Below are 22873 nucleotides of genomic sequence, written 5' to 3'. Positions count from 1 at the left end.
AAATTTCAGGGAACGCTCATGACACCTGGCAAGATGCTTCGCATTCTGGCGCTGGCCGGCACCACCGCCCTCCCTTTCATCACTCAGGCCGCGCAGGCCGAGCAGGCGTCGCAAACGCTTCGTGCTGCCTCCGATGTCGGATTTGCCCCGTTTGCGATGGTGGACCCCGGCGGTGGTTACCGTGGCTTCTCGATCGATCTGGTCAATGAACTTGCCGAACGACTGGGCTATGACAATGTCGATGTCATGGATGTGCCCTTCAGCAGCATCTTTTCCGGTCTTTATGCCGACCGCTACGACATGATCCTGGCCCCTACCGACATCACCCGTGAACGCGCCGAAAAAATGCTCTTTACCGAGGGCTACATGAGCAATCAGCTCGGCTTTTTAATGCCGGAGGACGTCAGCATTGAAGGCCCTGAAGCCCTCGAAGGCATGACGCTTGCGGTCAATAGTGGCTCGGTATCTGAAAGCTGGGCCAGCGCCCATCAGGAGCAGTACGGCTTTGACGTTCAGCGCTATGACCAGAATACCGACGCCGTACAGGCCGTCATGAGCGGCCAGGCAGACGCCAATATTGCCGACAGCCCAAGCGCTGATCATATTGCCAAACAGCAACCGCGCCTGGCAGTAGCGTTTGATGTCGATACCGGCTCTCAGGTTGGCCTGGTCTTTTCCCGGGAAAACCGCGAACTGCGTAATCGCGCGGACCGTGCAATCGAGCAGATGAAGGCCGACGGTACTCTGGTAGAACTTTACGAGACCTGGTTTGGCAGCAAGCCGCGCCCGGGCGGGGCGATGACCATGATCTCGGTCGGCCATGGCCAGCCTGGCATGCCCGGCCATGAGCTGACGTTTGATCAGGATAACCAGACGCCCTGAAGGTCGTTGACGGTCTGATGATCAAAAGTACGGAGAAAATCATGGAGACGACCCCATGAGCCCGATACTCAGCGCTCGGGGCATCAGCCGACGCTTTGGCGACGTTACGGCACTGGCGCCCTCCGATCTCGACGTGGCGCCGGGGGAAGTGGTGGTCCTGATCGGCCCTTCGGGGTCGGGCAAATCCACCCTCCTGCGCTGTCTGAACCTGCTGGAGCCCCCCGACAGCGGCGAGGTCCGGTTCCGGGAGCAGTGCATTACCGAGCGGGGCGTCAATCTGGATCAGGTGCGTCGCTCGATCGGCATGGTCTTTCAGCAGTTCAATCTTTACCCGCACATGACAGCGCTGGGCAACGTCACGCTGGCGCTGCGCCGGGTCCACCGCCTGAGCAAAGAAGATGCCCGGACACGTGGCATGGCCGCGCTCGAGGAGGTCGGGCTGGCCGGACATCATGATGTTCATCCCGGAAAACTGTCCGGTGGTCAGCAGCAGCGTGTCGGCATCGCTCGCGCCCTGGCGCTCGATCCGGACATCATGCTCTTTGACGAGCCGACCTCGGCGCTGGACCCGGAACTGGTGGGCGAGGTGCTTTCGGTCATGCGCCGGCTACGCGACAAACGAATGACCATGGTCGTTGTTACCCATGAAATGGGGTTTGCCCGTGACGTAGCCGATCGGGTGGTCTTCATGAATGAGGGGGCCATCATCGAACAGGGGCCACCCGAAACGCTGTTTACAGCGCCCACCCAGCCGCGTACCCGTGAATTTTTGAGTCGCCTGATGGAGCATCGCTGATGGATCAGCTGCTCAGTCTTTATTTCGACCTCGACACCATGCAGCGCTTTTTCCCGATGCTGTGGGACGGGTTTGTACTGACGCTGCAGATGACGCTGCTGGTGGTCAGTATCGGCATCAGCACCGGGCTGTTGCTGGCGCTGGTGCGTACCTTCGGCGTGCGCTTGATCAACTGGCCCATACAGTTTCTGGTGGATTTTCTGCGCGCCGTACCACCGCTGGTGGTGATCATGTGCACCTTCTTTGCCCTGCCCTACGCCGGGATAAGTCTCTCTCCTTTCGTGGCAACGGTCGCCAGCCTTGCGCTGATTCTGGCGGCGTTCGCTGAAGAGATCTTCTGGTCCGGGATCATCTCGGTCAACCACGGCCAATGGGAAGCCGGACGTGCGACCGGTCTGAATTTTTTTCAAACACTGGTACATGTTGTGCTGCCACAGGGGGTGCGCCTCGCCGTGCCGCTGTTGACCAACCGCACCATCGAGATAGGCAAGGCCACCTCACTGGGCAGCGCCATCTCGGTTGCCGAGATTCTCAATCAGGCCACCAGTGCGCAGTCTGTTGTCGCCAACCCGTCGCCCCTGACCCTGGCAGCACTGATGTATGTGATGCTTTTCGTACCACTGGTGATCGTTAGTCGCTGGGTCGAACGCCACTATCGCTGGCAGCATTAAGGGAGCCGGTCGATGGGATCTTTCACAGAACTTTTTTTCAACCTCCAGACGCTGGCCGAGTACTGGCCAATCATGCTGCGCGGGCTGGGCTGGACACTGCTGCTGGCAGCCGTGATCGTGCCAATGGGCCTGGCCGCCGGCATGCTGATCGCCACGCTCAACTTTCTGCGTCGGCGATGGCTAACGCCCTTTTTGATCGCCTATGTGGATTTTTTCCGCGCCTTCCCGCCGCTGGTGCTGCTGATCTTTATCTACAACGGGGCGCCGTTTCTGGGCGTGACACTCTCGCCCTTCACGGCAGTGGTGGTTGCTCTGACGCTCAACAGCGCCGGCTACTATGGCGAGATACTGCGAGCGGGTCTGGCTTCCATCGCCCGTGGGCAGATGGAAGCTGCACGCTCCACCGGACTTTCCCGGCTGCAGGCGCTACGACACGTCATCGCTCCGCAGGCCCTTCGCAACGTGCTGCCGGAGCTGGTCAGCAACACGCTCGAGCTGGTGAAGGCCACATCGCTGGCCTCGGTGGTCACCCTGCCGGAACTGCTGCGCTCGGCGCGCATCGTGCAAGGTATGGCCTATAACCCGACGCCCCTGATCGCGGCAGCCCTGATCTATTTCATTATGCTCTGGCCGCTGGTGCGGCTGCTGTCACGTCTCGAGCGGCGCGTGGCCAGTCGCTGACCACGAGCCGCAAGGACGACACAAAAAACGCCCTGCGGATGCGGGGCGTTTGGGTACCACGTTAATGCTGCGGCCAACGCTTCAAATACCTGCCAGCCCTGCATCAATGAGTACCCGGCTTCCCGAGCGTCGCGCGCGCAGCCGCTCAACATAGTCCTTCAATCGCGGCGTTTCAGCCGTGAGCGCCTCGGCAACAGGCAGCCTGAAGAGGTAATCGAGCATGGGCACTGCAATGGCATCGGCGATAGTGAAGTGGTCCGTCACCAGATACTCCCTGTCCCCCAACTGCGTCTCCAGAAGCGCCAGCGCGCGCTTCACTTCCGGCTCGGCTTCCCTGACCCTGTCCATACGCACCGTGGCGTCTTCGCCCTTCGGGAAGGCAAACTCCAACAGATAATGGCGCACCAGAATCTCATCGATATACAGCGACAGGGTGGCTGCCCACTGGTCAACCTGTGCACGCATCCATGGATCATCGGGCTGAAGTGTCGGGCCATCAAACACGGCATCGAGATAGCGACAGATGCTGACGGTTTCAATCAGGTGACGATCACCGTTGAGCAGGACCGGTACCTTGCCGAAGGGATGCCAGTCAAGGTGCTGAGCACCCTTGAACTCGACTTCCTTTCCGTTCACGTCGGTCCCGACCGTATAGGCGACCCCCTTTTCTTCACAGCACAGCTGAACGCTACGCACGAAGGTGCTGAACTGCGGGCCGAAAATGTGAATCTGGCTCATGACTTCCTCGCATCAAGACTTGCATTGAAGATAAGGGCATTTCAACGATGAGCCATTTTTCATGAATGTTCGAGTCACTCGAGCCTGAACCACAAAAAACGCCCCGCTTGTGCGGGGCGTTCTGGTCATGCCATGACAGGGGCCTGATCAGCTCAGACGCTGCATATAGTCAACGTAGCCGAAGGTTCTGACCGTTCGCACCTTGCGGCTGTCCTCATCGACCCGGCAGATCGAGGGCAGACGAATGCCGTTGAAGGTGGTGGTCTTGACCATGGTGTAGTGCGCCATGTCGGTAAAGACCAGTCGGTCGCCAATATTGAGCGGGGCGTCGAAGGCGTAGTCGCCGATCACATCCCCGGCCAGACAGGTCATGCCGCCCAGGCGATAGGTGTGCGCTTTCTCTCCCGGATGAGCACCGCCGATGATCTCGGGACGATACGGCATCTCCAGCACGTCCGGCATGTGCGCTGTAGCAGAGGTGTCGAGAATGGCGATCGCCCCGTTGTTGTCGACGATATCCAGCACCGTCGTGACCAGATAACCGGTGTTCAGCGCGATCGCCTCGCCCGGTTCCAGATAGACTTCCAGATGCGGATAGCGCGTGCGGAAATCAAGAATGACGCGCACCAGCCGCTCAACGTCGTAATCCTCACGAGTGATGTGGTGCCCGCCGCCGAAGTTGACCCAGCGCATCCCGCTCAAATACTGGCCGAACTTCTGCTCGAACGCCGCCAGCGTCTCTTCCAGGGCATCACTGTCCTGCTCGCACAGGGTGTGAAAGTGCAGCCCTTCCAGACCGTCGAGATCGCCGGGGGCAAGATCGCCGGCGCGCGTGCCCAGCCGGGAGCCGGCGGCACAGGGATCGTAGAGTGCCACGGCGCCGGTGGAGTGCTCAGGGTTGACCCGCAGCCCGCAGGAGGGGCGACGCGGCGCTGTCGCAATGGTATCGCGATGGCGCCGCCACTGACCGGGCGAGTTGAAGCTCAGGTGATCGGCGTAGCGCAGCACTTCCGCCATCTCGGCCTCGGTAAAGGCCGGCGAGTAGACATGCACCTCACCGCCGAAGGTCTCGGCCCCCAGACGCGCCTCATCCTGCCCGCTGGCCGTGGTGCCCACCAGATACTTTCGCACCAGCGGAAAGCTGTCCCACAGGGCAAACCCCTTCAGCGCCAGCAGGATTTTCGCCCCGCTGTCGGTCTGCACCTGCCCAAGCCGTTCAAGATTGCGCCTGAGCAGGGCGTCGTCGAGCACGTAGGCCGGCGACGGACAGGCATGGATGTCGAAATCGATGCGTTCGTCGATCATCAGCCCAGCGGGTCCTGATCGGGATCGAGCTCGACCATCTGCCAGGGCAGGCCCATCTCGCCGATGCGGTCCATGAAGGGGTCGGGGTCGAGCTGTTCGACGTTGTATACGCCCTCGCCCTTCCAGAGTCCTTCGAGCATCAGCATGGCGCCGGTCACCGCCGGTACACCGGTCGTAAACGAGATGGCCTGGGACTTCACTTCCTCATAGCTCTTTTCGTGATCGCAGATGTTGTAGATGTGCACCTTGCGACGCTTGCCATCCTTGATGCCGTCGAGAATGACGCCGATGTTGGTCTTGCCCTTCGTGCGCGGGCCAAGCGAAGCCGGGTCCGGCAGAACGGATTTCAGAAACTGAAGCGGTGAAATCTCGCAGCCGTTGACGTTGATCGGCTCGATGCGGGTCATGCCGACGTTTTCCAGCACCTTCAGATGCGTCAGATACTTCTCGGAGAAGGTCATCCAGAAGCGGATGCGCTCAACGCCCTTGATGTTTTGCGCCAGCGATTCCAGCTCTTCGTGATAGAGCAGGTACAGATCCTTTTCGCCGATGCCGTCGAAATCAAAGGTGCGCTTTTCGGACAGCGGCGCGGTTTCGACCCACTCACCCTTCTCCCAGTAGCGACCGTTCGCGGTAATTTCGCGAATGTTGATCTCCGGGTTGAAGTTGGTGGCAAACGGGTAGCCGTGATCGCCGCCGTTGGCATCGAGAATGTCGATGCGGTGGATCTCGTCGAACAGGTTCTTCTGGCCCCAGGCGCAGTAAATGTTGGTCATGCCCGGATCAAAACCGCAGCCAAGCGTTGCCATGTTGCCGGCTTTGACAAAGCGGTCCTGGAAGGCCCACTGCTCCTTGTACTCGAACTTCGCCTCGTCGGGATGTTCGTAGTTGGCCGTGTCCAGATAGGGCACATTGGTGCGCAGGCAGGCTTCCATGATGGTCAGGTCCTGATAGGGCAGTGCCACATGGATCAGGACATCCGGCTTGACGGATTCAATCAGGGCGACCAGCGCCTCGACATCATCGGCGTCGACACGGGCGGTCTGGATCGAGCGCGAGAGCTGATCGGCAATCGCTTTACATTTTTCTTCGTTGCGACTGGCCAGACAGATCTCGCCAAAGACTTCGGGATGCTGCGCACACTTGTGGGTAACAACGCCACCGACGCCACCGGCGCCTATAATCAGAACCTTGTTCATGGAGTCAATTCCAGATCGGGAAAGTCAACAGTGGTAAGGGTCTTATCGGTAGTGGGCAACCGGCCTTTTTTCAAAAAGGACGAGCGCACCCCGATCCGATGCCACCCCGGTCGTGGTCTCGCCGGCTCGTTGAGGCTTGCGGCAAGAAGGCCGCCGATGATGGCCTTGCCGGCCGCGGGTCTCAAGTGTTTTTACATTAACAGGCGACGGCTCTGCATGATCGTGGGCGATCCTGATCGGGAGACGATCCGTGTCGAGCGGCGGGGATGCATCCTTGTCCGAATGTCTTTACCATACTGGGGTATAGTATATAGAGACGTTGTCATGCCGCATTCTCCCGCTGCAAAAAAGCGCGTTCTTACCCGGGTGCGTCGCATTCGAGGCCAGTGCGAAGCGCTGGAACGTCAGCTGGAAGCCGGCGCCGAGTGTGCCCCGATCCTTCAGCAGATCGCGGCCATGCGCGGTGCCATCAACGGTCTGATGTCAGAGATGATGGAAACGCATATCCGTGAGACCTTCGGTGACAACGCCGCCAGCGATGAAGAGCGCACGGCGCGCGCCGATGAAACGGCCTCATTGATCCGTTCCTATCTGAAATAGCCTGTGGTTCGATAACCCAACCCTTTGCAATCTCAAGGAGAGTCACTTGAAATCACGTGCTGCTGTTGCCTTCGGGCCGGGCAAACCGCTCGAAATCGTCGAAATTGATGTCGAACCGCCCCGCAAGGGCGAAGTGCTGGTACGCATCACGCATACCGGTGTCTGCCATACGGATGCCTTTACCCTGTCAGGCGAGGACCCGGAAGGGATCTTCCCGGCCGTGCTCGGCCATGAAGGCGGCGGCATCGTCGAGTCCGTGGGTGAAGGGGTCACCAGCGTCAAGCCGGGCGATCACGTCATTCCGCTCTACACGGCAGAGTGTGGCGAGTGCAAGTTCTGCCGCTCCGGCAAGACCAACCTGTGCTCGGCCGTTCGTACCACTCAGGGCAAGGGGCTGATGCCGGACGGCACCACGCGCTTTTCCTACAACGGTGAGCCCATCTATCACTACATGGGCACCAGCACCTTCAGCGAATACACGGTCGTGGCCGAGGTATCGCTGGCCGTGATCAACGAAGACGCGCCGCTGGAAAAGGCCTGCCTGCTGGGCTGTGGTGTCACCACCGGCATCGGTGCCGTGCACAACACGGCCAAGGTCAAGGAAGGTGATACGGTCGCCATCTTCGGTCTGGGCGGCATCGGCCTTGCCGCCATCCAGGGCGCGGTGCAGGCCAAGGCTTCGCGCATCATCGCCATCGACACCAACCCGGACAAGTTCGAGCTGGCCCGCTCCATGGGCGCCACCGACTTCGTCAATCCGAAGGATCATGATCGTCCGATCCAGGAAGTGATCGTCGAGATGACCGACGGCGGTGTGGAGTTCAGCTTTGAGTGCATCGGCAATGTCGATGTCATGCGCTCGGCGCTGGAGTGCTGTCACAAGGGCTGGGGCGAGAGCATCATCATCGGGGTGGCCGGTGCCGGCAAGGAAATCAGCACCCGCCCGTTCCAGCTGGTGACCGGTCGCGTCTGGAAAGGCTCCGCCTTTGGCGGCGTCAAGGGCCGCTCGCAGCTGCCGGGCATGGTCAATGACTATCTGGGCGGCAAGATCGATCTGGACCCGTTCGTGACACACACCATGGCGCTGGAACAGATCAATGAAGCCTTTGATCTGATGCATGAAGGCAAGTCGATCCGTACCGTTATCCACTACTGATCGCCTTGATCGATCGATGGGATATGTCTTTATCGATCGGTAATATAAAGGGCAGGACAGCGCATGCTGTCCTGCCCTTTTTGTGCGTGACACACAGACAATAAAAAACGGCCGCCGGCGCTGACAGTGACTGTCCGCGCCGGCGGCCGTTGTCCCATGTCAGGCACACCCGCTCGGGTCAGGGTCGGCTGCCGACCAGGGCGTCAACAAAGGCAGCGCCGAGCGTGCACCAGAGGGCGCTACTTCACGCTTTGAAAGCAGCCGGGCAATCTGCTCGGGCGTCATGGGTCGAGAGAGAAAATAGCCCTGCGCCAGCGGGCAACCGAGGCTTTGCAGCATCTCCAGCTGCTCCAGGGTTTCCACCCCTTCTGCCACGATATCCAGCTCAAGAGTTCTGCCGAGCCATAAAAGACTCTGCATGATCGCCATGGAGCGCCGGTGAAGCACCATGCGCAGCACGAAAGCGCGATCCACCTTGATGGCATCAATCTCGTACTGATCGATATAGCTCAGTGCCGAATAACCCGTGCCGAAATCATCCAGCACGATGCTCACGCCCAGCGCCCGGATCTCGTGCAGTATCTGACCGATGATCTCGGGGTGATAGCGAAACACCCCTTCGTTGATCTCGAGCTGCAGCAGATGCGCCGGCACCCCACTGCCTTCCAGTGCCGAGACAAGATCACTTTTGAAACTGTGATGCTTGAGCTCCTGTGCCGAGACATTGATGTTCAGCGTCAGATGCTCACAGGCCTTCGGATGTGCCCGACGCCACGCCGCCAGCTGATGGCAGGCTTCGTGCACGACCCAGTGGCCGATATCACGCAGGATGCCCAGCTCCTCGGCCATGCCGATAAAAACTTCCGGGGTCACGCTGCCACGTTCGGGATGCTGCCAGGTCAACAGCGCCTCGATGCCTCTGATGGCGCACGTGTGCGGCTCGTGAATGGGCTGATAGCACAGCGTGAACTCTTCGCGCTTCATGGCATGGCGCAAATCGTTTTGCAGGGCCAGTGTCTCGACCACGCTGTCGCGCATTGACGGCGTGAAGAACACATAGCGGCCGACGCCCTCCTCCTTGGCCACGTACATGGCCGTGTCGGCATCGCGCAGCAGCTCTTCGGGCGTGTGATAGTGCGCCTCCAGCAGCACGATGCCGATACTGCTGGAAGAAAAGATGTTTTGTCCCTGAATCCTGAAGGGCTTTTGCAGGGACTGGGCAATGCGATACGCCACCTCACCGGCCGCCCGCCCCGGGGCGTCATCCTCGATCAGTACCACGAATTCATCGCCGCCCACCCGGGCAAGGGTATCGACGCTGCGCAGACAGGATTCAAGCCGTCGGGCCATGTCCGTTAGCAGCTGGTCCCCGGCGCGATGGCCCAGGCTGTCGTTGACGAGCTTGAAGCGGTCCAGGTCCATGAACAGCACGGCCGCCTCGGGATGCGACGACGGCGTTCTGGACAGCAGCTCGCGCAGGCGCCCCATGATCCAGGCCCGGTTGTAGAGCTCGGTCAGGTTATCGTGCGTTGCCGCCCAGGACAGCTCCTGCTCGATGCGCTGACGCTCCAGCAGCCGAGCCTCCAGCGCCATGTTCTCGGCCTGTGCTCGACGCGCCTGCTGCTCGATCTCCTCGGCGCGCTTGCGCTCGCTGATGTCGCGCTGTACCGAAATCCAGTGAGTGAACCACCCCTTTTCGTTGGCCACGGGAACGATGCTGAGCTCGACCCAGAACTCGCTGCCGTCCCGGCGAGAGTTCAAAAGCTCGACCTCGACGGGCTGCCATTTTTCGAGCGCCGCCCTCAAGCGATCCAGCGTCGCGCGGTCGGTATGTTCGTTTTGCAAAAGACGGGGGGTCTTGCCCAGCACCTCGGCTTCGCCGTAGCCGGTGGTGCGGGTAAAGGCGGCATTGCAGTAGACGATGCGCGGCCCGGGCAGACCAATCGGCTCGGCTTCAGTGATCAAAATGGCATCGTTGGCATGCACCACGACCGACTCCAGCAGCCGGAGTCGCTCGCGGCCGCTGGTATTGGCGATGTCGATCGATTCGCGCACCCGATGGCAGTCGTGGTGGTAGCCTATCTGGGCGGCGTGGGTATGCAGCACATAGCGCTGAGCCGTACTCAGCCCTCGACGCGTTTGAACGTCACAGACTGCAAGGATGCCCAGCAGCTCACCATCTCCCGAGCGCACCAGGGTCAACGCCGCAAAAGCGGTGGTGTCCGGCCAGGGCAGGCCCGACAGAGGCGGTGCGATCCGGTGAACATCCTCGATGCACAGATATCCTTCACCGTTGCCGTCGATCAGGTGACAGAGCATGGCGATCGCGTCACGCGACATGGCCACCGGCGGTTGGCTTGCATAACAGGCCATGACACCGCCGCAGGTCCCGTAAAGGACGCTGCAGGCGCAGTCAGCGGCATGCGCTGCGCTGCGCAGCAACTGTTGCAATGCGGGGGCACCCTTTTGGTCGTAGGATACGGTCATGGTCGGTCGATCATCTCTTTTGAGCCTGCCTCGTTGATAACGGCCTCAATGCGCTTTCCTGAAGTGCCTTTGACACATTGTTACGCGACTTGTCTCCGTCTGCTTCAGATTCGCCGGATGCGGCCGATAACACTGCATCATCACAGACCCCCTCGACTTCGCAAAAGGGTGCAAAGCGACCATGAAGCTGATCGATGACATGACCGTCAAAACAAGCTGGACACTGGTGATTGCCGTGTTTGTGGCATTGATCATGGGCGTCAGCGCGCTCGGACTTTACGGCCTTCATTATAGTGAAAGCATTTTTTCACAGCTTCTGGCCGACAGCGGCAGCGGTGCCGCTCGACTGCAGGCCCGTTTTGAAACCACCGCCGCCATATTGCGCACGGCGATGATACTGGCCGTGGCAGCCGCCATCATCGTCAGCGCCGTGGTGATGTGGGGGGTGACGGTCAATGTCATCAATCCGCTCAAGCGTTTGGTGACCCACTTCGAACGCATGGCGAAGGGGGATCTTTCTCAGGATGGCGAGCAGCGCGGCGACAACGAAATCGGTCGACTTTTCAATGCATTATCCACGACGCAGCGCAGTCTGTCTCATACGGTGAGCACCGTGCGACAGGGCAGCCATCGCATCAATGACAATGCGCGGCTGATTGCCCGCGACAATACGGATTTGTCAGCCCGCACCGAACAGCAGGCCGCCTCGCTTGAACAGACCGCGGCCAGCATGGAAGAGCTGACGGCAACGGTCACGCAAAACGCCGAGAACTCTCGCCAGGCCAGCCAGCTGGCTCAGGAAGCGTCACACCAGGCACAGCGTGGCGGCGAGGTGATTGTTGAAGTACAGCAGACCATGGAAGGGATCAGTCAAAGCTCACAGCAGATGGGCGATATCATTGCCCTTATCGACTCGATTGCCTTTCAGACCAATATTCTGGCGCTCAATGCCTCGGTCGAGGCGGCCCGTGCCGGCGAACAGGGCAAGGGGTTTGCCGTGGTGGCCGGCGAAGTGCGCGCGCTTGCCGGCCGCTCGGCCACCGCGGCCGGTGACATTCGCGAGCTGATCGATAACTCGCTCAAGCGCGTCAACAGCGGCTCGGCACTGGTCGAACAGGCCAGCAACACCATGCAGGGCATTGTTGAATCCGTGCAGCGCGCTACCGGCCTCATCAGCGAGATTGCTTCCGCCTCGCAGGAGCAGAGCAGCGGCATTGGCCAGGTCAACCAGGCCATCTCGCAGATCGATCAGGTGACGCAGCAAAACGCCGAGCTGGTGCAAAACGCCGCCCAGGCGGCCGGCGAGCTGGAGCGTCAGGCGCATGCCCTGCGCGACTCGGTCGATCTGTTTGTGCTGCCCGATGCCCCGACCGGGCAGTCAGCCTCGAAGGCATCGACCATCAAAACATCGGCGGCTGAAGACGCCGAGCCCATCGGCGAACACCGCCAGAGCACCGACACCGCCAGGGCCGCCCATCCTGCCAAGGCCACCGGAGCCGCTCGACCCGCAGAATCGACGGCCCCGGCAGCCGATCAGAACGCCACTGCTCCGGCCAGAGCCGCCGAGACGTCAACCAAAAGCACACGGACGACCAGCGACGAGGAAGAGTGGGAAACCTTCTAGCGTCACCCGTGATGCCTGAGTCACCCGATATACTGTTTGTATCGAAAAGGACCGCCCGTGGCGGTCCTTTTTAATGGCAAAGGGCTCGGAGATACCGGTGCAGTCATGAACCGCCGGCGCGCCCTTCCAGCGCCAGCAGCGCCTGTTCGATGGCCTCGACATGATCATCGTCATGCCCCATTTCGCGGATCGAGTCGGCCAGCATCAGCAGATAGTCGCGATTGGGCCCGCTCGGGCCGGCCGCCGTCGAAATCTGCCGGGCAATCTCGAGTGCGGATGCCTCTCCCAGCCAGGCCTCGTTGCCTTCGGTCGCCATGTAGACCAGCGTCTCACTGCGTTCACCGTCATCAAAATAAAGATCGGTGACCACACGCCGATAGCCGTTTTTTTCCCGGACATCGAGCCCTTCAAGCACATCGGGGGTGATCAGATAGGCCATGCCGTGACAGACGGCGCCCGCCTGCGGCACAAGAGTCGCCACTCTTCCCGGCGTCTCAAGCGTACCGCGATGATCGTGCGAGCCCTGCCAGAAACGACGCGCCCACCCCGTGATACTGGCGGGCCGGCGCTCCATGAAGGCAAAGCCGGTCTTGTAGATCAACGAGCCATAGCCAAACAGCCAAAGGGAGTAATCGGGCTCGGCAGTGCCAGCCCTGGACATCGGAGTTTCAGACATTGAGCACATCACGGTATTGATAAGAGACAGCAGGTGATCTGACAGGGCATGAACGACGCGGTCAGCCGGTACGCTCTGCGTCATCCTCGTCGTTGTCGGCCACCAGGGCATCGCTGCGCGACAGGCACTGCTCTACTTCCGCCCTTCCAGGCGCCTCGATGCCCTCGTCAGGGGGTAAAATGGCGTCGACATCGTCGATGGTACACAGCATGTCGTCGACGACAACAAAAGGAACATTGCCGTATCTTTTTACCTGGTGGACCAGCGTCATGGAGGCCGGCACACATTTCAGCAGCGGGCTTGCCTGCCACGTTTGGGGAACGCTTGCCATGGCGTCGCCTTCATCGCAGCCTGCGGCCACGATATGTTCTCCTTCAAGCATCACGACGCCTGCAGCAGCCACACCCACGGTAGAAAGGTCGTCCATGCATCATTCCTCAAGTGCCCGATAAAAATGGCTATTCTAAACGGCCAAAACCGAATCATCACCTTTCAATCATGCCTTGAGGCACACTTCGCGCCACCCAGCTACTCTGACAGCCTTCATTCGTCCTCCGCCGTCTCCCGGCGGTCTCGCCAGGCTTCACCATGTGCTTTTCAGCGTCAGCAAGCTTTACCGGCAGTGCCGTCATTGCCGGTGTGGGAATCGCTACCCTGTTTCAGGTGCGCCATCGCAGTGGATGGCTTCTTGCTGCCATTCCAATGTTCTTTGCACTGCACCAGATGCTCGAAGGTCTCGTCTGGCTCGGCATCGACGGGAGACTCGAGTCGCCCTGGCCACAGCTGGCCGGCCAGCTCTACGCCTTTTACGCCCAGGGGCTGCTGCCCGTGATCATGCCACTGGCGGTATGGTGCTTTTTGCCTCCCGGAGAGCGGCGACGTGTCTTGCCCTTTGTTCTGACGGGACTGGCCCTGTCGCTTTACAACCTCTGGTTTCTTGCCACCCTGCCAACCGGCATCGGCCAGTGCGGGCACAGCATCACCTATCACAATCCGCGTACCCGCGAGATGCTGGTGGCTCTTTTCTACATCATTGCCACCTGCGGCGCTCTTTTGGCCTCGCGCCGGCGCTGGCTGGTCATCATGGGCATTGCCAATCTGGCAGGGCTGAGCGTGGTCGCCCTGTTTCGAATGTGGGCCTTCACCTCGGTGTGGTGTTTTTATGCCGCCCTGATCAGCGTGATGGTGTACTGGCAGTTTCGCGGCATGCACACAAGAGAAAGCGTTGAAGAATATGGCAGGCGCCACCACATCCACGGTGGGTAATGGCCCGTAATGTTCTAGACTCAGGGCAACGGATGTCGATCATCCCCTGACAATGATGGAGTGTACTCATGGACGAGGAAAAAAAGGGCCCCAGCGACAACCGTCCGGCACGCGACGGCCGCGATGTCACCGCCGCCACGCCGGAAACGGACGCATGGACCGATGATCTGGAAGACATCAACGACGGTACGGGCTCCACGGAAGACGCATCAATTCTGCCCGATGAAAACGATGAGTACGCCGATCTGGTAGAAACCGGTGCGCTGGATGACGACGAAAACCTTCTCGATGCCAAGGAAGCCGAGCTTGAAAACGAGCTCGAAGTCACCGAGGCCGACGAGGAAGGCATCGAGGCCAGCATCAAGTCGCTCGATTTCGAAGAGCCCGAGGGCGGCGACCACGTCGACCCACAGCGCACCCGCCCGGATGCGCAAAGCCGTGATCCGGACGAGCTTTAAGCACTGACCTGTCCGGCTCAGTCCGTACATACAAAAGGGGCCGATCGCGTGATCGGCCCCTTTTGCGTCACAACACCTTGTATCAACACACGCCTTGTGATGGCTACTGCAACACGCTATTGATGTCGCCCTAGTCGCGACTGCTGCTCATCCGAGCAAATCGATGCAGCGTGATGTCAAGTCGCTTGATCATGCCTTCCACCAGTTCGATCTGCTCTTCTTCCATCTCACCGGCCTCGCGTAGCCGTGTCAAAAGTGCCTGGCTGGCATCGGTGAAACGCTCGTCAAAATCACCCCAGGCACTGGCCTGATAGGCATGGGCCAGCGCCGTTTGCCACTGTTTCAGAGCGTCGCGGGTGGCCGGCGTGTCATCCAGACTGGTCACGCGACGATAGTTGGCCAGAATCAAATGCCCCAGGTTCAGGCCGGTCATGCCCAGATCCAGTAGATAGCGCTCATCTTCGGGCAGCTGGCTGTCAAAGTTGGCCAGACGCTGGACGCGCTCGACCATGCGGCCGTTGAACCAGTCGGCAGCCCTTTCCCGCGAGTTGTTGCATGACCGCGCCCATAGCTGATTCATGTCATCGGTAATGGCACGGATGACGCGACGGCGCAGCACCAGCGCATTGGGGGACGGCACGACACGAAAAACGGTATAAAGAATGGTCAGACCCAGCGCGATGGCCAGGGTGCGATCCATGAAGCTACTGATATCAAAGGCCATGTTGTTACTGGGCATGGTCAAAATGGTGTAGATGATACAAAAGCCCAGCCCGTTGGCGAGCACCGCCCGGTTGTTGAGCGCCATCAGCCCCAGAAAAAGCGGCGTCCCGAACACCAACACCAGCATGAGATATTCATGAGGCGCCTGCGCCAGCAGGATGTTGCCAAACACGAAGGCGGCCACGGCACCGACAGCCCCGCCCTTCATGACGTTTTTCAACATGGCCGTGGGTGAGGGAAAGGAGGCAAACATGGTGCCGAAAATAACGGGCATTACCATCATCAGCACGCCCGACCCCCACTGGGTCGACACATAGATGACCGCGCCGATGGCAAACAAAAGACTGGAGCGAATGCCGATGGTCAATGCCGGCATATAATCGCGATGGCGCGACAGCCGCGGCGCCTTGAGTCGGGTGTTTTCGGCATCGTTGATGGCGTGATGGGCCTCGACCATGACGCTGGCATAGCCCAGCAGCATCATCAGCCCCTGCGCCATGCGCCGGGCCAGAGGCGTGCCGTGGCGCTGCAGTTCGGCCTTTTGAATGCGCTGTCGAAGGCGGTTGATTTCTCGCTTGCGCTCGCTGTAGGTCTGACGGGAACGCACCCGCTCCATGGTGTCGCGAATATCCTTGAGCGCTTCATCGAACGCTTCACTGGCCAGCGTCGGGCGCTCTCGCACCAGACGGCCATAGGTCTGCATCTCGGCCATCATGGACAGCGCACGCTGGGACAAAAGATAGGCCGCCCGGGCACGGCCGGGGCCGTGCGGGCCTTCATAGATCACGGCACTGCTGTCATTGTTAAGCGTCAATGCCTGCTCCAGCGCGGACATGATCTGCTGGCGGGCGTCGTGCATCGATACGCTGGCATCAAGGTGCATGGCAAGCGCCTTGAACGTCTGGTCGATCACCGTATTGGCATGGTTGTGGATGATGTTTCGGACCCGGTCGGGCCAGAGCAGCATGCTCACAAGCGTGGCGCAGGTTGCGCCCAGCACGATCTCGCTGACGCGCGCTACGGCAATATCAAAAACGCCCTGGCTCGAGTTGTCGTTCACAATGGTCAGCACCACCACCAGAATGGCTGTGGCGGCGCCCATCACAAAACCGTAGGTCAGATTGAAGTTGCGGGTCATCGCCGACGAGGTGGCACAGATAAATATCCAGACCATCAAGAGCATCATCGCCATGGCGGGCATCTGCATGCTCAATGCCATGATCAGGATGCCGATGCCGCCCCCGATCACGGTACCGCCGATCTGACAAAAGCCCTTCTCGATGACAAGACCGCTCTGGGGACGAATCTGGAGAAACACGGCCGAAATCAGCGCCCAGTAGGGCCGATCCAGCTGCATCTCCATGGCCAGGTAAAGCGACAGGGTCATGGCGACCAGACCCTTGGTCGCAAATTTGAGGGTGTTGATATCGGGCGTCAGATAAACACGCGCCCAGGTCCCCAGCGCCATGATCAGTGGGCCTGCAGCTCGGCGCCATCGGTGGCCGCCGGCGGGATGTCGGGATCACGGGCCTGCCCGCCGGCATTGCCCATGCCATTGGGACGTACGCCGTCCACCCCCTCGTCCTTTCGATGCGGGTCGTCAATACGCACGCTGGCCGTCATGCCCGAACTGAGATAAACACCGTCGGGAATATGGTCAATGGCGATATCCACAGGGATGCGCTGGGACAGGCGCACCCAGGTGAAGGTCTGCTGCACCTGAGGCAGCAGCTGACCGTCGGGCGTGGTATTGGTGTTGGCGATCCCGCGACCGATGCTGACCACATGCCCCTGCATCTTCCGGTCGCCGCCCATCAACCAGAGGCTGGCGCTATCCCCGATATCGATCGAGGGGATCTTGGTCTCCTCGAAATAGGCCGTAATATAAAAGGAGCCGTCGCGCACGATCGACATCTGTGAATTGCCCTGGCTGACATAGTTGCCCTGACGCAGCTGCAGGTTGATCACCGAGCCATCGACCGGTGAGGTCACTACGCTGCGCTCAAGATCGATCTGCGCGCTGTCGAGCTGTGCCTGAGCCAGGTCGCGCTGCGCCTTTGCAATCTGTGCGTTGAGCCTTGCCGTCTCGCGGTCCTCGGTACTGATGGCGTTGCTGCCCAGGTTGCGGCGACGCTCGTACTCATGCTCGCTGAGCTGGAAGGAGTACTCCCGATTGGCAAGGGTTGCCTCGGCCTGACGCACGGCTGCCTCGTAGCGCTCGTGATTGACGGTAAAGAGCACGTCACCGGCCTTGACCTGCTGATTGTCATGGGCATCAAGGTCCATGACCCAGCCCGAGACATCCGGGGCGATGGTAACGATGTCGGCCCGTACGCGGGCATCGCGCGTCCATGGCGTATACATGTAGTACTGCCACAGCCAGACACCGAGCGCGATGGCAACGGCGGCCAGCACCAGCGTAATGAAAACTCTAATAATCGTGCGCATTCAGGTTTCGCTTCTACAACACATGACTTGAAAGGTAGGTCACCACGGCCAGTACAATCACGAACAGGCTTACATCGAACCACGCCTCCTGCCACACCCAGCGTGTCAGACCTGCCTTGTGCATCATGGTTCGCAGCAACGCCGAAATCACCAGGGACACCAGCGCAAACAGCAGCATCGGACTGATGAAGACACCGCCAATGGAAAGTTCACGCAGTAACACGCCCTTCTCCTGTTTCTATCCCGTCAAACGCTTTTGTCATGACGGGATGGCTCATGATGGCGAATGCACCATAAATGAAGTGCCCAAAGCATAGTGCAGCGCCCTCGTTTCAGCGCAGCCCGAGCCCTGTGCATCAATCGCTGCATTGTACGCGCCAGATCATGGGAAGGCATCGTGGAAAAAGGCGTTTTCCTGCCATGCATTTCGATCATGGCCCTCGTCGCCCCGATGCGCATCCTGCATAAAAAAACCGGCCTCCCTGGGGAGGCCGGTTCCTTTAGTGTCATGAACGTCACAAGGACTGTCAGGACAGACGCTTAGAAGCTGTAGGCGATACCTGTGCCGAAGCCGTTGCCCGCATCCGCTTCACGATTCTGGATGCCACCTTCCAGCCATACGTACATCTGGCTGCTCAGATTGTAGGTCGCGCCCAGGATGAACTCGTTGTAGGTTTCCTTGTTCTGGTCACCGTCAATCCCGCCACGGTTGTTCCAAAGGGTCGGGTCGACCGTCAGAACGCCGTTTTCTTCAGCGCGAACGTGCTGGTAGGCGCCATAAACGTCACCGGTACCATAGCTGTAGCGAGCGCCCACGCCATAGCGGTCGACATCGGCATTGCTGGCCCAGCTGCCTTCCATACGCTCGGCCTTGGCAGAAACGCGCAGATCATCGCTCATCTGCCAGGTGGCGTTCAGACCGTACAGCTCGCCGTAATCCTTGTCATCACCGGAGCTGTTGGTGTACTCGAAGTTTTTCAGGTTGTCGTAGACGGCCGCAAAGGTCCAGTCGTTGACCATGTAGCGCAGACCGGTAAACAGGGAAGCGCTGCTGGAATCCTTGAACTGATACTCGTTCGCTGCGCCCGGACGGTTGACGCGATCGGCCAGGCCATCGTCATCGCCGATATACTGTGTACCCAGCGCGAACTGGAAGCCGGAAAGGATCGGCGAAGTATAGGTAACCTTGTTGACCTCGAGATCACGGCTGGAGATGTCCTGTTCCGCTCGCGTCAGATCGAAGTATTCGTTGTTGGAGACCGGATCGTCGATCCAGTCATTCATCAGAGAATCCCAGGAACCGATGCGAACGTCACCAAAATCGCCGGTCAGACCCAGATACGCCTGGTCACCCTTGGAGAGACCGGAAGCGCTTGAGTTGGAGCCTGTACCGTCGTTATAAAAACCCTTTTGCTGATCGGCATTGAACTCGAATTCGGCGCGGAAATAGCCGGTCAGATCCGGATTAATGATGTGCTCGCCGCGGAACCCGACAGTAGAACCGTTGTCGAAAAGTTCATCACGGAACTTGCCATCCGTGTCCTTTACGTTTTTCCAGCCCAGCTGAACGTTACCGTAAACGTCGAGTTTGGAGCCGTCCTGATTAAATACCGTGGCCGCCTGGGCACCAGCCGCCATCGTGCCGAGCGCACCGGCAATCGCAGTCGCTAAGAGCGTCTTTTTCATCGTGATTGTTCCTTAACTGGCTAACTGTTCGATTGTCTGCCGTGGCAGATGCCCGACGCCGGTGGCGTTCGAGCTTTTATTGTTTGTTGCTCGCCGGGCTACCTTATAACGGCGTTTTCACTAACGCAACAAGAAAAAAACAGCGTTTTCGATCTTTTTACTATTGGACTAGAAAGCCGCTGTCAGCCCGATATTCTGGTACAAACTCGTTACTTTTATGTGACAGGGCTTCTATCAAAATCAAAAAAAAGCGCCCTTTTAGGGCGCTCTTTTTCGTAAAAATAAAAACCATCAAGGCGTTACATCATACAAATATTGCCTGGCAAGACACGCACCATTTAATTTGCAGAGTAACGATTAACCCTTGAATCTTCCGCGATCCTATCGCTGATGACGGTGGGCAAGGTCCGACATCTTTTGTGCCAATCTACGCTTTTGCTTTTCGGCCTCTCGCTGTTGCTGGCGATCCTGAAGGCGCTTGAGCTGTTCCTGGGCGTGTTTGGCATCCTCTTCTTCAACCCTGCCGGCCTCCTGGCCTTCAAGATCGATACGCGCTGCATTCGGGCGTACCGACTTGAGATAGCGTGGCAGGTTAACGTAACCCGCCAGCGCTCGGCGAATCAGCTTTTCGCTGTAGGGCTCACGCGCTGCCAGCGCCTCGTGGATACCGATGGCCAGTGGGCGTGTATGGCGCTCGAAAAAGGTTTTGGGATAACGACGATACCACTGCTTGAGAAGCGCCTGGGGGGAAATATCCTCCTGGGCGGCATCAAGCGGTGCGGCTTCAACAACTTCGGACATATTCTGCTCTGTAGGCATGGGTGTATCGTCGGGCACTGATGACAAGGGTGCGTGCTCTTGCGTTGCCGAATCGGTTACCTCGGGAGAGGACAGGTCAGGGGTGTGACTGTCTACCGGTTCGATATTGCCGGTTTCGCCCCCCTCAAGGGCCATGGGGACACTGGATACAGTGTCGTCTGTTAAAGCCGGTGCGGGCGAGTGTGCCTCCTCGGCCCCCGACATCTGCTGGATGCGTGTCAGACGCGCCGTCAGCTGCCGGTTGGTGTTTTCAAGCTCCCGAATGCGGGCTCTTGCGCTTTCCAGACGTGCCGTCAGATCGCTCGCCTGCTGCTCCAGCGCTCTGAACACTTCATCAAAACGGTCGCTCACGCCCATCTCCCAAGGCTTTTCCGTGACGGCGCCTGCCTTCAACACCATCGAACCATACATTGTTTTATGGGGCCTGCCGCTATCACCGGGCAAGAAACGTTCAGCTTTTTGCCGTATCGGCCCGCTCGTAGCGTACAAAATCGTAGCCGGGCTGCCCCTCGGCGGGCGAACCGGCCACCCGCTCCATCTCCTGCCACGTCTCATCCAGCTCGGGGAACAGGGTATCCCCCTCGACCTCGACATCAATTTCTGTCAGATAAAGCCTTGAAGCGCAAGACAGCATCTGCTGATAAATCTCGCCGCCACCGATGACCATGATCTCTTCCACGCCTTCAATCATGGCCTGATCGTCTGCCAGGGCAAGGGCACTTTCCAGATCATGGCAGACCCGCACACCGGAAGGCTCGAAGCTCGTATCGCGGGTGACCACGATATTGAGCCGGTTGGGCAGCGCCTTGCCGATGGAGGCAAAGGTAGCGCGTCCCATGATCAGGGGCTTGTGCAATGTGACTGCCTTGAAAAACTTCAAATCCTCGGGCAGATACCAGGGCAGCTTGCCGTCAACGCCGATGACACGATTGCGTGACATGGCCGCGATCATGGCAACGGGGACCAGTGTTTCCTGCATTGTATCGCTCTCCGGTCGCATTAGACGGCCACTTTGGCGCGGATATGCGGGTGGGGGTCATAGTCGTCAATGGCGATGTCTTCAAAACGAAAGGCAAAAATATCCTTCACGTCAGAATTGAGCCTGAGGGTGGGCCGCGGCCTCGGGGTACGCGCCAGCTGAAGCCGCGCCTGCTCCAGATGATTGCTGTAAAGATGCGCATCGCCCAGCGTATGGATGAACTCGCCCGGGGCCAGATCACAGACCTGCGCCACCATATGGGTCAACAGCGCATAGCTTGCGATATTGAACGGCACGCCCAGAAAGATATCGCCACTGCGCTGATAGAGCTGACAGGAGAGGCGCCCGTTGGCGACAAAAAACTGAAAGAGCGCGTGACACGGCGGCAGCGCCATGTCATCGACCAGCGCCGGATTCCAGGCCGAGACAATCAGGCGCCGGGAATCGGGGTTGGTTTTGATCTGCTCGATAACCCGAGTGATCTGATCGACATGGCCGCCGTTTGGTGCCGGCCAGCTGCGCCACTGATAGCCATAAACGGGCCCCAGTTCGCCGTCGTCATCGGCCCACGAATCCCAGATGGACACACCGTTGTCCCTGAGATAGCCAATATTGGTATCGCCGCTCAAAAACCAGAGAAGCTCGTGAATGATCGAGCGCAGATGCAGCTTTTTGGTGGTCAGCAGCGGAAAGCCGTGGGAGAGATCAAAACGCATCTGATGGCCAAAGATGGCGCGCGTCCCCACGCCCGTACGATCATGCTTTTCCACGCCATGATCGAGCACCTGCTGCATGAGTTCGAGATAGGGCTGCATGTACTTGAACCGTTTATACCTGTGAAGAAAAACGTGCGTCGTCAACGTTTTGGCGACGCGACCAGACCACCAGCACCGCCCCTAAAAGCAGCATGGGAATGCACAGAAGCTGTCCCATGGTCAGCCAGTCGAAGGCGATAAAGCCAAGCTGTGGGTCCGGGCGACGAAAGAATTCGATGAAAAAGCGAAAGGCGCCGTAAAGCATCAGAAACAGCCCCGAGATCAGACCGCGCTGACGCGGCTTGAGCGAGACCGTCCAGAGAATGCAAAAGAGCACCACGCCCTCAAGGGCGAACTCGTAAAGCTCGGAAGGATGGCGCGGCTCAGGCCCGTAAAGCGGGTAAACCATGCCCCAGGCCACATCCGTGACACGCCCGGGCAGTTCCTGGTTGATGAAGTTGCCCAGCCGACCGGCCCCGAGCCCGATGGGCACCATGGGCGCAATGAAGTCGGTAAGCTGAAAAAAGGTCAGCTGGTGGCGACGCGCATAGAGCAGTGAGGCGATAAGCACGCCGATCAGGCCACCGTGAAAGCTCATGCCGCCTTCCCAGACCTTGAAAATCCAAAGCGGGTTGGCCAGCACCTGCTCCCAGCCGTAAAAAAGCGCGTAGCCGATACGCCCGCCCAGCACGACGCCAAGCGCGCCATAAAAGATGATGTCGCCGACCTGGTCTTTCGTCAGCCCAAGGCGGTCAGCGCGCACGCGGGACAGCCACCAGGCGCCGACAAACCCCACGACATACATCAGGCCATACCAGTGGATGGCCAGCGGCCCAAGCGAGACCGCTACCGGATCGAACTGCGGATGATGAAACATGCAACCTTCCCTGCAGAAGAGCCCTATCAGACCCGATCACATCTCCC

The 22873-nt window shown here is 59.5% G+C and carries 23 protein-coding genes; 9 read left to right on the top strand and 14 right to left on the bottom strand.

The window, feature by feature from the left end; translation table 11 throughout:
- Positions 1 to 18: 18 nt before the first annotated feature.
- Genes ACS92L_RS01490 through ACS92L_RS01475 form a run of 4 tightly spaced genes read left to right on the top strand, consistent with a single transcriptional unit; the run spans position 19 to position 3030 of the window.
- On the top strand, positions 19 to 882 hold the full coding sequence (locus ACS92L_RS01490) for a substrate-binding periplasmic protein (protein ID WP_438766555.1): 864 nt from the start codon (positions 19 to 21) through the stop codon (positions 880 to 882).
- Positions 883 to 937: 55 nt separating this feature from the next.
- Positions 938 to 1678: an amino acid ABC transporter ATP-binding protein gene (locus tag ACS92L_RS01485; protein WP_438766554.1), complete on the top strand. Its 741-nt coding sequence runs from the start codon at positions 938 to 940 to the stop codon at positions 1676 to 1678.
- Entirely contained in the window at positions 1678 to 2349 is a 672-nt protein-coding gene (locus ACS92L_RS01480) for an amino acid ABC transporter permease (RefSeq protein WP_438766552.1), read from the top strand. The genes ACS92L_RS01485 and ACS92L_RS01480 overlap by 1 nt, the downstream gene beginning before the upstream one ends.
- A gap of 12 nt (positions 2350 to 2361) precedes the next feature.
- On the top strand, positions 2362 to 3030 hold the full coding sequence (locus ACS92L_RS01475) for an amino acid ABC transporter permease (protein ID WP_438766551.1): 669 nt from the start codon (positions 2362 to 2364) through the stop codon (positions 3028 to 3030).
- Positions 3031 to 3111: 81 nt separating this feature from the next.
- On the opposite strand, the gene ACS92L_RS01470 is transcribed toward ACS92L_RS01475, so the two are convergent.
- From ACS92L_RS01470 to ACS92L_RS01460, 3 genes are all read right to left on the bottom strand, one after another.
- A complete protein-coding gene (locus ACS92L_RS01470) occupies positions 3112 to 3768 on the bottom strand; it encodes a glutathione S-transferase family protein (RefSeq protein ID WP_438766550.1) in 657 nt (218 codons plus the stop codon).
- Positions 3769 to 3915: 147 nt separating this feature from the next.
- On the bottom strand, positions 3916 to 5073 hold the full coding sequence (nspC, locus tag ACS92L_RS01465; RefSeq protein WP_438766549.1) for a carboxynorspermidine decarboxylase: 1158 nt from the start codon (positions 5071 to 5073) through the stop codon (positions 3916 to 3918).
- Positions 5073 to 6272: a saccharopine dehydrogenase family protein gene (locus ACS92L_RS01460; RefSeq protein WP_438766548.1), complete on the bottom strand. Its 1200-nt coding sequence runs from the start codon at positions 6270 to 6272 to the stop codon at positions 5073 to 5075. The genes nspC and ACS92L_RS01460 overlap by 1 nt, the downstream gene beginning before the upstream one ends.
- A 324-nt stretch (positions 6273 to 6596) precedes the next feature.
- Here ACS92L_RS01460 and frmR point away from each other — a divergent pair, with 324 nt between their 5' ends.
- Both frmR and ACS92L_RS01450 read left to right on the top strand, forming a co-directional pair.
- Entirely contained in the window at positions 6597 to 6872 is a 276-nt protein-coding gene (gene frmR, locus ACS92L_RS01455; RefSeq protein ID WP_438766547.1) for a formaldehyde-responsive transcriptional repressor FrmR, read from the top strand.
- A 46-nt stretch (positions 6873 to 6918) separates the two neighbouring features.
- Positions 6919 to 8028, top strand: a complete 1110-nt coding sequence (locus ACS92L_RS01450; protein WP_438766546.1) for an S-(hydroxymethyl)glutathione dehydrogenase/class III alcohol dehydrogenase — start codon at positions 6919 to 6921, stop codon at positions 8026 to 8028.
- 159 nt (positions 8029 to 8187) lie between these two features.
- Here the strand turns inward: ACS92L_RS01450 and ACS92L_RS01445 are convergent, their stop codons facing one another.
- On the bottom strand, positions 8188 to 10401 hold the full coding sequence (locus tag ACS92L_RS01445) for a putative bifunctional diguanylate cyclase/phosphodiesterase (RefSeq protein ID WP_438766545.1): 2214 nt from the start codon (positions 10399 to 10401) through the stop codon (positions 8188 to 8190).
- Between the two features lie 295 nt (positions 10402 to 10696).
- Between ACS92L_RS01445 and ACS92L_RS01440 the strand changes: the two genes are divergently transcribed.
- Complete coding sequence (locus ACS92L_RS01440; RefSeq protein ID WP_438766543.1) at positions 10697 to 12139, top strand: methyl-accepting chemotaxis protein; 1443 nt, start codon at positions 10697 to 10699, stop codon at positions 12137 to 12139.
- A gap of 103 nt (positions 12140 to 12242) precedes the next feature.
- On the opposite strand, the gene ACS92L_RS01435 is transcribed toward ACS92L_RS01440, so the two are convergent.
- Positions 12243 to 12815 carry a gamma-glutamylcyclotransferase gene (locus ACS92L_RS01435; RefSeq protein WP_438766542.1) on the bottom strand — a complete coding sequence of 191 codons (573 nt, stop codon included), beginning with the start codon at positions 12813 to 12815 and terminating at the stop codon, positions 12243 to 12245.
- Between the two features lie 61 nt (positions 12816 to 12876).
- Positions 12877 to 13242, bottom strand: a complete 366-nt coding sequence (locus tag ACS92L_RS01430) for a hypothetical protein (protein WP_438766540.1) — start codon at positions 13240 to 13242, stop codon at positions 12877 to 12879.
- A 161-nt stretch (positions 13243 to 13403) separates the two neighbouring features.
- On the opposite strand from ACS92L_RS01430, the gene ACS92L_RS01425 reads away from it, so the two are divergent.
- Both ACS92L_RS01425 and ACS92L_RS01420 read left to right on the top strand, forming a co-directional pair.
- Positions 13404 to 14081, top strand: a complete 678-nt coding sequence (locus ACS92L_RS01425; RefSeq protein ID WP_438766539.1) for a DUF6629 family protein — start codon at positions 13404 to 13406, stop codon at positions 14079 to 14081.
- 68 nt (positions 14082 to 14149) lie between these two features.
- The gene (locus ACS92L_RS01420) at positions 14150 to 14539 is read left to right on the top strand and encodes a hypothetical protein (protein WP_438766538.1); all 390 of its coding nucleotides are present in this window, start codon (positions 14150 to 14152) and stop codon (positions 14537 to 14539) included.
- Between the two features lie 130 nt (positions 14540 to 14669).
- Here the strand turns inward: ACS92L_RS01420 and ACS92L_RS01415 are convergent, their stop codons facing one another.
- From ACS92L_RS01415 to lgt, 8 genes are all read right to left on the bottom strand, one after another.
- Entirely contained in the window at positions 14670 to 16730 is a 2061-nt protein-coding gene (locus ACS92L_RS01415) for an FUSC family protein (RefSeq protein WP_438766536.1), read from the bottom strand.
- A 2-nt stretch (positions 16731 to 16732) separates the two neighbouring features.
- Positions 16733 to 17710, bottom strand: a complete 978-nt coding sequence (locus ACS92L_RS01410; RefSeq protein WP_438766535.1) for an efflux RND transporter periplasmic adaptor subunit — start codon at positions 17708 to 17710, stop codon at positions 16733 to 16735.
- Positions 17711 to 17723: 13 nt separating this feature from the next.
- Positions 17724 to 17933 carry a DUF1656 domain-containing protein gene (locus ACS92L_RS01405; RefSeq protein ID WP_086620418.1) on the bottom strand — a complete coding sequence of 70 codons (210 nt, stop codon included), beginning with the start codon at positions 17931 to 17933 and terminating at the stop codon, positions 17724 to 17726.
- 317 nt (positions 17934 to 18250) lie between these two features.
- The gene (locus ACS92L_RS01400) at positions 18251 to 19396 is read right to left on the bottom strand and encodes a porin (RefSeq protein ID WP_438766534.1); all 1146 of its coding nucleotides are present in this window, start codon (positions 19394 to 19396) and stop codon (positions 18251 to 18253) included.
- Between the two features lie 381 nt (positions 19397 to 19777).
- On the bottom strand, positions 19778 to 20566 hold the full coding sequence (locus ACS92L_RS01395; RefSeq protein ID WP_438766532.1) for a ProQ/FINO family protein: 789 nt from the start codon (positions 20564 to 20566) through the stop codon (positions 19778 to 19780).
- Positions 20567 to 20666: 100 nt separating this feature from the next.
- Positions 20667 to 21194 carry a dihydrofolate reductase gene (locus ACS92L_RS01390; protein ID WP_438766530.1) on the bottom strand — a complete coding sequence of 176 codons (528 nt, stop codon included), beginning with the start codon at positions 21192 to 21194 and terminating at the stop codon, positions 20667 to 20669.
- Positions 21195 to 21214: 20 nt separating this feature from the next.
- The gene (locus tag ACS92L_RS01385; RefSeq protein ID WP_438766529.1) at positions 21215 to 22009 is read right to left on the bottom strand and encodes a thymidylate synthase; all 795 of its coding nucleotides are present in this window, start codon (positions 22007 to 22009) and stop codon (positions 21215 to 21217) included.
- A gap of 13 nt (positions 22010 to 22022) precedes the next feature.
- Positions 22023 to 22826: a prolipoprotein diacylglyceryl transferase gene (lgt, locus tag ACS92L_RS01380; protein WP_438766528.1), complete on the bottom strand. Its 804-nt coding sequence runs from the start codon at positions 22824 to 22826 to the stop codon at positions 22023 to 22025.
- Positions 22827 to 22873: the final 47 nt, after the last annotated feature.

Origin of the sequence: Kushneria halocnemicola, assembly GCF_965650455.1 — a bacterium.
Classification (GTDB): domain Bacteria; phylum Pseudomonadota; class Gammaproteobacteria; order Pseudomonadales; family Halomonadaceae; genus Kushneria.
The sequence above is the reverse complement of the archived record's forward strand: the minus strand, read 5'-3'. Positions and strand labels throughout refer to the sequence as shown.